Annotated in this window: 11 protein-coding genes; 7 read left to right on the forward strand and 4 right to left on the reverse strand. The window is 69.9% G+C overall.

Annotation, left to right across the window (positions count from 1 at the left end; genetic code table 11):
* Positions 1-224: 224 nt before the first annotated feature.
* The 3 genes from SRB17_RS44030 to SRB17_RS44040 form a co-directional block, all read right to left on the reverse strand.
* Positions 225-1,460, reverse strand: coding sequence for an NAD(P)/FAD-dependent oxidoreductase (locus SRB17_RS44030; RefSeq protein WP_153547679.1), 1,236 nt, complete (start codon positions 1,458-1,460; stop codon positions 225-227).
* Positions 1,457-1,777 (reverse strand): 2Fe-2S iron-sulfur cluster-binding protein, encoded by a 321-nt coding sequence (locus SRB17_RS44035; RefSeq protein ID WP_323377593.1) that lies wholly within the window; start codon positions 1,775-1,777, stop codon positions 1,457-1,459. Before SRB17_RS44035 ends, SRB17_RS44030 begins: the two co-directional genes overlap by 4 nt.
* 128 nt (positions 1,778-1,905) lie before the next feature.
* A complete protein-coding gene (locus SRB17_RS44040; RefSeq protein ID WP_194294361.1) occupies positions 1,906-2,862 on the reverse strand; it encodes a LysR family transcriptional regulator in 957 nt (318 codons plus the stop codon).
* Between the two features lie 128 nt (positions 2,863-2,990).
* On the opposite strand from SRB17_RS44040, the gene SRB17_RS44045 reads away from it, so the two are divergent.
* The 3 genes from SRB17_RS44045 to SRB17_RS44055 are packed head-to-tail and all read left to right on the forward strand — an operon-like array spanning position 2,991 to position 6,080.
* Positions 2,991-3,845, forward strand: a complete 855-nt coding sequence (locus SRB17_RS44045) for an SDR family NAD(P)-dependent oxidoreductase (protein WP_153547685.1) — start codon at positions 2,991-2,993, stop codon at positions 3,843-3,845.
* A gap of 10 nt (positions 3,846-3,855) precedes the next feature.
* Complete coding sequence (locus SRB17_RS44050; protein ID WP_153547688.1) at positions 3,856-5,130, forward strand: cytochrome P450; 1,275 nt, start codon at positions 3,856-3,858, stop codon at positions 5,128-5,130.
* The gene (locus tag SRB17_RS44055) at positions 5,127-6,080 is read left to right on the forward strand and encodes an isocitrate lyase/PEP mutase family protein (protein ID WP_153547690.1); all 954 of its coding nucleotides are present in this window, start codon (positions 5,127-5,129) and stop codon (positions 6,078-6,080) included. The genes SRB17_RS44050 and SRB17_RS44055 overlap by 4 nt, the downstream gene beginning before the upstream one ends.
* 318 nt (positions 6,081-6,398) lie before the next feature.
* Here SRB17_RS44055 and SRB17_RS44060 read toward each other — a convergent pair whose 3' ends face one another.
* On the reverse strand, positions 6,399-7,010 hold the full coding sequence (locus SRB17_RS44060; protein WP_153547692.1) for a TetR family transcriptional regulator: 612 nt from the start codon (positions 7,008-7,010) through the stop codon (positions 6,399-6,401).
* A 93-nt stretch (positions 7,011-7,103) separates the two neighbouring features.
* On the opposite strand from SRB17_RS44060, the gene SRB17_RS44065 reads away from it, so the two are divergent.
* From SRB17_RS44065 to SRB17_RS44080, 4 genes are all read left to right on the forward strand, one after another.
* Positions 7,104-8,081 carry an aldo/keto reductase gene (locus SRB17_RS44065; protein WP_153547694.1) on the forward strand — a complete coding sequence of 326 codons (978 nt, stop codon included), beginning with the start codon at positions 7,104-7,106 and terminating at the stop codon, positions 8,079-8,081.
* Between the two features lie 113 nt (positions 8,082-8,194).
* On the forward strand, positions 8,195-9,397 hold the full coding sequence (locus SRB17_RS44070) for a cytochrome P450 (RefSeq protein WP_153547696.1): 1,203 nt from the start codon (positions 8,195-8,197) through the stop codon (positions 9,395-9,397).
* A gap of 55 nt (positions 9,398-9,452) precedes the next feature.
* Positions 9,453-9,650: a ferredoxin gene (locus tag SRB17_RS44075; RefSeq protein WP_153547698.1), complete on the forward strand. Its 198-nt coding sequence runs from the start codon at positions 9,453-9,455 to the stop codon at positions 9,648-9,650.
* Positions 9,647-10,837 carry an NAD(P)/FAD-dependent oxidoreductase gene (locus SRB17_RS44080; protein WP_153547700.1) on the forward strand — a complete coding sequence of 397 codons (1,191 nt, stop codon included), beginning with the start codon at positions 9,647-9,649 and terminating at the stop codon, positions 10,835-10,837. Before SRB17_RS44075 ends, SRB17_RS44080 begins: the two co-directional genes overlap by 4 nt.
* The last annotated feature ends 140 nt before the right edge of the window (positions 10,838-10,977 follow it).

Genomic DNA, 10,977 nt, shown 5'->3' on the forward strand with positions numbered 1-10,977 from the left:
TCCTTGCACTGTTCGAGGTCCGGTGCTCCGCAAAGGGCGGGGGTGACCGCGTCGCCTGTGGCCGGTGCCGGCGCTGCTCGTGCAAGCTTCCGGCGATGGCCGTCGATACGTCCAATGCATGTTCATCTCGTCTGGTTGCATCGGGCGCATCACGACGTTCAGCGGGCCACCCTGCGTGGTGATCGGGTTTGTGCAGGTCAGGCGGCTAAATGCGCCGCATTCGGCTAGGTGTGAGCCAGGACCGTTGCCTTCAACGGCGTCCCGGGATCCGCCGCGAGCTCGGTGTCGAGCCGCTCTCGCGCGCCGATGGCCCGCTTGGCGGCCGCGAAGTCCGCGGGCGTGTTGACACAGTCAGCGGCGAGGAGCCGGCCCCGAACGAGGTAGAGCACCGAGAACCGGCCGCTGTCCGGTTTCCCGCGGGTGACGACCTCGTCGTGGCCGGCGAGCAGACCGGCGGTCTGCAGCTTGACGTCGTACTGGTTCGACCAGAACCACGGCACCGCAGGGGCCGGCGGCGGCGCGCCGACAAGGTGTGCGGCAGTCACCTTGGCCTGGTGGTTGGCGTTCGGTACCGACTCCAGGCGGACCGGGGCCGCCGAGGTGCTGAACGGATTGACCTGCAGGGCGCAGTCCCCGATGGCATGGACGTCGGGCAGGGTGGTACGGCAGAGGTCGTCGACGAGCAGCCCGCCGTCGCCCGCGGCGCCCGCATCCTGAAGCACCTCGACGGCCGGGACCGCGCCCACGCCGACGATTACGACGTCGGCAGGCAGGAACTCGCCACTGCCCAGGTGCACCCCCTGGGCGCGGCCGGCGCGGGTCGCGATCTCGGCGACGGTCGCGCCGAGAACGAGGCGGACGCCGTGGCGCTCGTGCAGCTGCTGGTAGAAACGGGAGACGACCGGTCCGGTGACCCGGGCGAGCACCCGGTCCACGGCCTCCACCACGGTCACCTGGTGCCCCAGCCCGGTCAGGACAGCGGCCGTCTCGAGACCGATGTAACCCCCGCCGATGATGACCGCCCGCCCGCGGGCGGGCAGAGCACGGCGGAGCCGGTCGACGTCGGCCAGCCTGCGGATGCTGTGCAGGTTGTCGGCGGTCGCGCCCGGCACGCGCAGAGCGCGCGCGTCGGCCCCGGTGGCCCACACCAGCTTCCGGTAGCCGAGGGTGCGACCGTCGGCGACGTGGACCAGCTTCGCCGCCGGGTCCACCTTGGTCACCCGGGCACCGAGCTCGAGCTGGACACTGCCGGTGGACCAGAAGGCCTCGGCGCGGAGCAGCGGCGCGGCACCGCCGTCGGTCAGGTACTCCTTGGACAGCGGCGGGCGCTCGTAGGGCAGGACGGGCTCGTCGCCGAGGACGGCGACGCTCCCGGCGAAGCCGGCCTTGGCCAGGGCGCTCACCACCGCGACCCCCGCGTGCCCGGCGCCGACGACCACCACGTCGTGCGTTGTGGTCATGATCCCTCACCCGCGACGACGACCACCATGCCGTCCATGGAGCCGGCGAGCCGGACCTGGCAGCCGAGCCTGCTCCCGGACCGTCGGTCGTCGACGACCTCGAGCATCTCCAGCTCGTCGGCCGAGGGCGGCGGGACCAGGGCAGCCAGGGACTCCGGCAGATAGACATGGCACGTCGCACAGCTGAGCTCGCCGCCGCACTCGCCGTCGATGCCGGCGACGTTGTTGTTGACCGCTGCGGTCATCACCGACTCCCCGGGGGAGAAGTCGGCGGGCCGCTCGGCCTGCCCGCTGTCGATGAAGGTGATGCGACCCACGACGGATCCTTCCGCTCGTCCGCGTCGGTGATCGGATGTCACCGACATCACGCACGGTACGAAGCAGACGCTGATCCGGCCATTGCAACTTGACTATGAAACTGATGCGTACCATGCATCAGCGGGGGTCACTGCGGAGCGTCGATGCGGTCGGACACGGGCTGCATGAAGAGGTCCGCGCGGGACCGGAGCAGCTCGACGGCCGCCGTGGCCGCCGGGGACAGACTGCGGTTGGGCAGGGTGAAGATTCCCGCCTCCAGCTTGAGCAGTGGTGTCGCCAGGAAGTTTCCCTTGACCCGCAGCGGGACGAGACCGCCGCTCTCGGGCACGCTGGAGGAGACCATGACCAGGTCCGAGCGGTGAGTGACCGCCACCATCACCGACAGCTCGTCCAGCACCACCCGGGCCCGCATCAGATCCCGCTCGCGGCGGTGGGGCAGGGCATCGATCATGGCGTTCCACTCCGTGGTGGCCAACAACCGGTAGTCGGCCAACGCCCTCAGTGGCACGGGCTCCTCGGCAATCAGGGGGTGTCCGGGCCGGACGAAGAGCGCCGGGCTCCCCCGACCGATGACCTCCACCTCGCTGGCGTCCTGCGGGGACCAGTTGGCGGCACGGCTGAGGAAGAACTCGTCGGCAGCGGCGGCGAGCCGGTTCGCCAGGGTCTCGTAACTGCCCACAGTCACCGACACCTGCAGCTTGGGGAAAGTCGGCAGCAGCTCGGCGAGCACCTCGGGGACCAACGTTCCCGAGGCCCCCCCACCGATCCCGAAGGACAGGGTCCCCACCACACCACGGGCGATGGCCTCGATCTCCAACCCCAGGGACTCGGCGTTGGCAAGCAGGTCGAGCGCCTTGGGCAGCAGCAGGCGCCCGGCCGAGGTCAACGCCACACCACTGCGGTCACGGTCCAGCAGCCGCACCGAGTAGGTCCGCTCCAGGGACTGGATGCTGCGACTCAGGGCCGGTTGCGAGATGTGCAGCTGCTCAGCCGCGCGCGCGAAGCTCGCCAGCTGGGCCACGGCGACGAAGTGCCGAATCTTGACCAGATCCACCGGGTGGTGGCCCAGCATGGCGGTCTGCACATGTCCTCCTGATAACTCAAACGCATTCATACGCCCTGCAGAATGCATTTCCCATCATCGTCGCTCTCTCCTAACGTCCTGTCCATGCACCGGACGGCGCGCAGGAGACGGAAAGTGGTGGGTCGATCGTGAGCAGCTTCAAGCCGTCGGGGTCCGTGGTGGTCGTCACCGGGGCCGGGGGTGGCATCGGTCGGGGCATCGCCGCCGCTTTTGCCCGGCGTGGCGCGTCCGTCGTGGTCACCGATGTGGAGGGTGAGGCGGCCGAGCAGGTGGCGGACGAGCTACGCGCGGACGGCGGGTCGGCCCGGGCGGCGCAGGTCGACGTCACCGACGCCCGGGCTGTGCAGTCGTTGGCCGACGATGTCTACGCCGAGGAAGGACGCGTCGACGTCCTGGTCAACAACGCCGGGGTGACCATGCGACCGATGCGGGCGCTGTGGCACGGGTCCGAGGAGGACTTCCGCTGGATGATGGAGGTCAACTACTTCGGCGTCGTCAACGGTCTGCGCGCGTTCCTGCCCCGCATGCTCGAGCAGACCGGCCGGCGGCACGTCGTCAACACCGCCTCCACCGCCGCCCTGAACGACGTCAAGGGCCACTCCATGTACACCGGGTCCAAGTACGCGCTGGAGGGCATTTCCAACGTCCTGCGCGCCGAACTGGCCGACCAGGGTCACGACATCGGCGTCACGGTCGTCTTCCCGGGTGCCGTCGCCACCCGCATAGCCACCAGCGAGCGACTTCGGCCCGAGACGGACCGTTCGTCGGCGCGGACTGTCACCCCTTGGGTCTCCGCGGTCGACGCACACCTGGACCAGAGCGTCGCCGACCCGGGCGAGGTCGGCGAGCGCGTCTTCCAGGCCGTGCTGGCCGACGACCGCTACTGCCTGACCCAGCCCGTGCCAGCCCGGTGGCAGGAACAACGGCTGGCCGACCTGGCCGACGGTTTCCGCGACATCCCAAGCACCGAAACAGCGAGCTGAGAGGACACCGATGTCCACGACATGGGACGACATCGACGAGGGTCTCGCCGACCCGAACTGGTACCGCGACGGTGAGCCTCGAGCGGCGTTCAAGCGGCTCCGGGATGAGGACCCCGTTCACTGGACGCCAGCGGTGACCTACGGCCACGGCTTCTGGGCGCTGTCCCGGTACGACGAGTGCAAGCAGCTGTTCGCCGACCAGGTGAACTACAGCATCTCCCGCGACATGCGGCTTCCCAGGAGTGTCCAGCGGCTGACGTCGCAGCAGTACGCCGACCTCGGGCTGCACGCGAGCCTGGCGCTGATGGACCCGCCGCGGCACACCCTGTTCCGGGCCCCGGTCAACAAGTTCTTCTCCGTCCCACAGATCGGCCGGATGCGGCAGAACGTCGAGTCGATCGTCGACCACCTCATCGACCGCATCGCGGCCAAGGGCGAGACGGAGTTCGTGCAGGAGCTGGCGGGCGACGTCCCGATGTTCGTGGTGCTCGGCTTCCTCGGCGTGCCACCCGAGCACTGGGAACGCGTCAGGCTCCTGGTCTGGCGCAGCTTCGCCCCCGCCGATCCGCACTTCGCCGTCGAGGGCCAGACGCCCGAGGAGACCTCGCTGCAGGCCCGGCACGAACTCATCGCCTTCGCCCGGGAGATGACCGCCCAGCGGCGCGCCGAGCCCACGGACGACTTCATCTCGGTGCTGGCCGGACTCAAGGTGGAAGGGGTGCCCCTCGACGACTCCGAGATATCCGCGTGGGTGAACACGATCATCGTGGGTGGCCTGGAGACCACTCGCAACGCCGCCGCTGTCGGCCTGTGGCTGTTCCACCAGAACCGTGACCAGCTCGCCCTGCTGCAGCGAGACCCGAGCCTCATGGGGTCGGCGGTCGACGAGGTCCTGCGGTGGGTCACCCCGGCACGCTCGCGGATGCGGGTGGCTCGCGCGGACCACCAGCTCGGCGGGAAGACCATCAAGGCCGGGGACTGGGTCGTGCCGTTCATCTCCTCGGCCAACCGGGACGAAGCGGTGTTCCACGACCCCGACGCCTTCGACATCACCCGCAACCCCAATCCGTACCTGTCCTTCGGCGACGGCATCCACCGCTGCCTCGGCCGGCACCTGGCCCGACTGGAGCTCATGGTCATGTTCGAGAAGTTCTTCGCGGCCTTCCCCGACTTCCACGTCGTCGACGCCGACAAGCCCGACTGGATCGTCGACCACGTCATCAACGGGGTGTCCTCCCTGCAGGTGCAGCTGGGCCCCCGCGCCACCACGGAGCACGCAGCGTGAGCGCGCCGAAGGCCACCACCCGGCTGCGCGAGCTCTTCGAGCGGCCCACCACCACCGTCCTGCCCATGGGCACGGTGCCCCTGCACGCCCAGATGGCGCAGGCCGCCGGGTACGAGGCATTCTGGATCTCCGGTGGGTTCAGCGCCTGGTGGGACGGTTTCACCGACGTGGGGGTGCTCACCCAGACCGAGGTGCTCGCCCACGCCGCCAAGTTCGTGCGTGCGACCGACCTGCCGATCTTCTGCGACGCGGACACCGGCTACGGCAGCGCGATCAACGTGCAGCGCACCATCGAGGAGTTCATCCGGCTGGGCGTGGCCGGGGTGCACCTGGAGGACCAGGCCGAGCCGAAGAAGGCCGGCGGCACCAAGGGCATCCGGCTCGCCGACGACGAGGAGGCCATCGGCCGGCTCCGCGCGGCGTGCGAGGTGCGCGACGCGCTGGACCCCGACTTCGTCATCGTGGCCCGCACCGACGGGTACGGCGCCGCGGGCGGCAGTCTCGAGGAGGCCGTCCGGCGCGGCAACCTCTACCTCGCCGAGACCGGCGCCGACGTCATCTTCTACGAGGGCCTGCAGTCCTGGGACCAGGCCCGGCAAGCGCTGAGGGAGACCAACGGCCGGGCGTTCGTGCTGACCAGCCCGTCCGCGCGGCCCGCACCCACCATCGAGCAGATGTCCGCGATGGGGCAGGCCATCACGGTCTTCCCCTTCATCCAGCCGGGCGTGCACGAGGTATGGCGCGCGCTGCTCGACGGCAAGGAGCGTGGCGAGCCGGCCTGGATGGACGAGTACAACGAGCGCATCGAGGCGTTGAAGGGGACGCGGTACCACCTGGCCTTCGGCGAGCTCGCCCGTCCGTCCTACGCGACGATCCGGCACGTCGAGGAGACCTTCCTGCCTCCCCACCAGCGGCCGGACTACGAAGGCTCGCTGCACTCCGACCAGTGAGAGGCGCCAGGCACCCCGTGCCGCCGGGCGGGGAGCCTGGCTGTCCTCGGCCGCAGGAGGGACGCCCCGAAACTGTCGCCGAACCCGCGGACCTTCGACTGGTCGACCGACGATCCCGCTCTGCACGCCCGATTCGGCCGCCTCCTGCAGCGACATCGTGACCGTCCGGCCCGCCGGATCCTCTTCGGCCGACGCGGCGGGACCACCACGAGGGCGAGGCCATGGAGGAACAGCTCGCCGACGGACGGCCACCGGCCTTCGGCACTTCACAACACTGAAGCCTCAGCGGTATCCGGCACCAGCGGACGGGCCGGAGGGTCAGCGCTCCTCGTCGAGTGGCGCCTGGGCCGCAGGGAAGAGGCGTTGGACGGCCGCTACGACGGCTGCGCGCCGGGACGACAGATACGCCGCCAGCTCCTGCGGGGGGATCCCGGCGGTGAGGTCGGGCTGGTTGGCCCAGGAGGTGGCGATCTGGTTGACGAGAACGAGGACGTCGACCGGATCCCAGTCGGGGGCGAGTTGCCCGGCTTCCTGTGCGGCGCGCAGTTGCTCGGTCTTGTGGGCCATGGCCCGGCGGATGGGGTCGTCGTCCGGGGTGTCGTCCGGGCCGAGTTCCAGCTGGCCCCAGGCCATCAGCCGGTGCTGTTCGGGGTGGGCGGTGAAGTAGTCGTGGATGCGGCCCGCGTAGCCGGGCAGGTCCGCGGGGTCCATGCGGGTGGCCTCCGCGATCGCGGTGAGTTCACGGCCGGAGGCGAAGCGGTAGAGCTCCTCCTTGCCGCGGAAGTAGGCGTAGACGCGCTCCTTGCTGGTCTGCGCGGCCTTGGCGATGCGCTCGATGCGGGCGCCGGCGATTCCGTGCCGGGCGAACTCGGCCGTGGCCGCGGCGACGATTCGGTCGCGGGTGGAGTCGGCGCCGGTGGAGGAGATCATGCCTTAAGCGTACCAAACCGTTTGGTTTGACTCGATGCCGAGCCTGGCCTACGGTCGAACCAGACAGTTTGGTTTGGAAATGAGGAGTGCGTCATGCGGTACAGGACACTCGGTAACCAGGGCCTTGAGGTCTCAGCGGTCGGCTACGGCGCCATGGGCCTGACCATGGCCTACGGCCCCACCGACGAGCAGGCGGGCGTCGCCGCCATCCAGCGCGCCCACGACCTGGGCGTCACCTTCTTCGACACCGCCGAGGCCTACGGCATGGGCACCGGCTCCAACGAGATCCTGCTCGGCCAGGCGGTCAAGGCCTTCCGTGACGAGGTGGTGCTGTCCACCAAGTTCGGCATCGACATGACCTCCTCCAGCGGCGCCCTCGACAGCCGCCCCGACACCATCCGCAAGGTCGCCGACAACAGCCTGCGCTACCTCGGTACCGACCGCATCGACGTCTTCTTCCAGCACCGCGTCGACCCGGATGTACCGATCGAGGACGTCGCCGGGGCCGTCAAGGAGCTGATCGACGCGGGCAAGGTGAAGTACTTCGGCCTGAGCGAGGCGGGACCGCAGACCATCCGCCGCGCACACGCCGTGCAGCCCGTCTCCGTCCTGCAGACCGAGTACAGCCTCTTCTCCCGCGAGGTCGAGGAGCTCTTCCCGGTCCTGGACGAACTCGGCATCGGCTTGGCCGCCTACTCGCCGCTCGGCCGCGGCTTCCTCACCGACAGCGCCAAGCCCGCCGGCGAGTACGACCCGACCGACTACCGCCACCACGACCCGCGCTGGCTGCCCGGCAACTTCGAGAAGAACGTCGAGGCCGTGAGCCGGCTCGGTGAGCTCGCCAAGGCGAAGGGCATCGCCGTCTCGCAGCTGGCCCTGGCCTGGCTGCTCGCCCAGGGCGAGCACATCGTGCCCATCCCCGGCACCCGCAGCGCTGCCCGCATCGAGGAGAACGCCAAAGCGGCCGACGTCACTCTCACCGAGGCCGACCTCGCGCAGATCCGGGAGATCCTGCCCCACGGCGGCTTCGGCGCCCGCTACGCGGACCAGTCCATGCCCACCTGGATCTGACCCGCCCCGCACGCCAGGACACCGATCCCACCGGCCGGGACCTCCACCGTGCGGCCCCGGCCTGCAGCCGAAGCACGCCTGACACCGTTAGGTGAAGCTGGAAAGGAGCAGTCATGCCCCCCACATCCCCCCTCCCCACGTTCGACCTCACCCGCCCCAAGGACGCACCGCTGGATTCCCCGCCGCTTTATGCGCGGCTGCGCGAGAAGGGTCCCGTCACCCGGGTCCAGCTGCGGGAGGGCCTCAGCGCGTGGCTGGTCACACGCTGGGAGGACGCCCGAGCGGTGCTCGGCAGCCCGGCGTTCAGCGTCGACCCGACCCACCCCGGCGCTCCCACCGACAGGGCGGACCAGCAGCAGCTTTCGCCCGGGTTCTTCGTCAACCACGACGACCCGGTCCACGCTCTGATGCGGCGCACCGTGACCCGTGAGTTCATGGTCAAACGTGTGGAGGCGCTGCGACCGGCCGTCGCCCGCCTGACCGGGGAACTCCTCGACGACTTCACCCGGCGCGAGGGCCCCGTCGACCTGGTGGAGCACTTCTCGCTGCCGTTGCCGTCCCTGGTCATCTGTGAACTGCTGGGCGTGCCCTACGAGGATCACGCGTACTTCCAGGAGCAGACGAAGCAGCTCGCCGACCGAAGGGCCACGGCCCAGGAGTTCCAGCAGGCATTCGCGAATCTCTCCGAGTTCCTGCTGGGACTCGTCCACACCAAGCGCGCGACCCCCGGCGACGACGTGGTCACACGGCTCGCCGCGCAGGTGGACGAGGGTGTCGTCACCGATCAGGACGCCGCCGACATCGGCGCCATGCTGCTGATCGCCGGGCACGAGACGACCGCGAACATGATCGCGCTGAGCACCATCACCCTGCTCCAGCACCCCGACCAGATCCCGCGCCTGTTCGGCGGACCGGACCAGGTCGCCCAGGCGGTGGAAGAACTCCTGCGCTACCTCGCGGTCGTGCACGTCGGGCTGCGCCGCACCGCCCTGGAGGACTTCACCGTCGGCGGCGTCACCATCCGCGCCGGCGAGGGCGTGATCGTCTCTGTCAACGTCGCCAACCGCGACCCGGAGTTCTTCACCGACCCCGACGACCTCGACCTGGCCCGCGCGGACGCCCGCAAACACCTGGCCTTCGGCTACGGCATCCACCAGTGCATCGGCCAGCCGCTGGCCCGTGCCGAACTGCAGATCGTCCTGCCCGAACTCTTCCGCCGGCTGCCCGGCCTGAAACTCGCCCTGCCGCTGGAGGAGATCGCCTTCAAGCAGTACGCCGCCGTCTACGGCGTCGACGAACTGCCCGTCACCTGGTGATCTGGCCTGCCTGAACTTCCACCCCCATAGAAACGATCAAGAGGGAAGAACCGTCATGCGTGTAGAAGTCGATATCCCCAAGTGCGTTGCCTCGGGCCAGTGCGTGGAGCTCGCCCCCGACGTCTTCGACCAGCGGGAAGAGGACGGCATGGTCGTCCTCCTCGATGACGCCCCGCCCGCCGAACTGCACGACGCCGTCCGCGAGTCCGCCACCGTGTGCCCCGCCGCCGCCATCCGCCTGGCCATGTCATGAGCGCACCCACGACCGCCGGCGCACCCGACCGCGTCGTCATCGTCGGCGCCTCCGCAGCCGGCCTCGCCGCCGCCGAGACCCTGCGCCGAGAGGGCCACACCGGCACCATCACCCTCATCGGCGACGAACCCACCGCCCCCTACGACCGGCCGCCCCTGTCCAAGGAGATCCTCTCCGGAGCCTGGAGCCCCGACCGGCTGCCCCTGCGCACCCAGACCGACCTCGACGCCCTCGGCCTGGACGCCCGCTACGGAAGCGAGGCGATCGGCGTGGACGCGGCCGACCGCACCGTCCTGCTCTCCGACGGCTCCCTGGTGCCGTACGACGGGCTGATCGTGGCGACCGGAGTACGACCCCGGCAGCTGCCCGGCATCCCTGCCCACACCCTGCGCACCCTCGACGACGCCCTCGCCCTCAAGAACCGTCTCGGCCCCGGCCGCACACTGGCCGTGGTCGGCGCCGGATTCCTGGGCGCCGAGGCCGCCGCAGTCGCGGCTTCCTTGGGCACCCGGGTGATCCTCCTGGAACCCGCCCCGGTCCCGCTGGCCCACGCGGTCGGCGAGGACATCGGCCGCATCCTCGCCCAGGCCCACATCGACCGCGGCGTGGACCTGCGCACCGCAACCACCGTCAGCGAGGTCGTCACCGGCGGCATACGGCTGGACGACGGCAGCCTGGTCGAGGCCGACGCCGTCCTGGTAGCCATCGGCTCCCGCCCCAACACCGAATGGCTGATCGGCAGCGGCCTGCCCGTCAGCGACGGGCTGAACTGCGACATGTACTGTTCCGCCGCCAGCGGGGTGTACGGCGCGGGCGACGCGGCCCGCTGGCACAACCCCCTCTTCGACACCTCGATGCGCATCGAGCACCGCACCAACGCAGCCGAGCAGGGAATGGCCGCCGCCCGCAACCTCCTCGGCGCACGGCGGCCGTTCGCCCCCGTACCGTACTTCTGGTCCGACCAGTACGACATGAAGATCCGCGCCTACGGCTACCTGCGCGGCCACGACGAGGTGCACATCACCGAAGGAAGCCTCGAGGAACGGAAGTTCACCGCCATCTACCGCACCGGCGACCACCTCACCGGAGTCCTGTCCATCGGCATGCCACCCAAGAGCATCCGCCCCTGGCAGCAGGCCATCGCCGCCCGCACACCCTGGACGCTCACACGAGAAGCGGCAGCATGAGCGGCACCGCCTGCTAGGGCGCGTATCGAGTCGTGATCAAACTGCCTGCTGCATAAGCCGGTTGAGGCGGCCTGCGTCGACTCGCGTGAGATCATCCGTCCATGAGCAGCGATCTGGAAGTAAGTGCTCTGGCGATCAAT

Source organism: Streptomyces sp. RB17 (assembly GCF_009604455.1).
Taxonomy (GTDB): Bacteria; Actinomycetota; Actinomycetes; order Streptomycetales; family Streptomycetaceae; genus Streptomyces.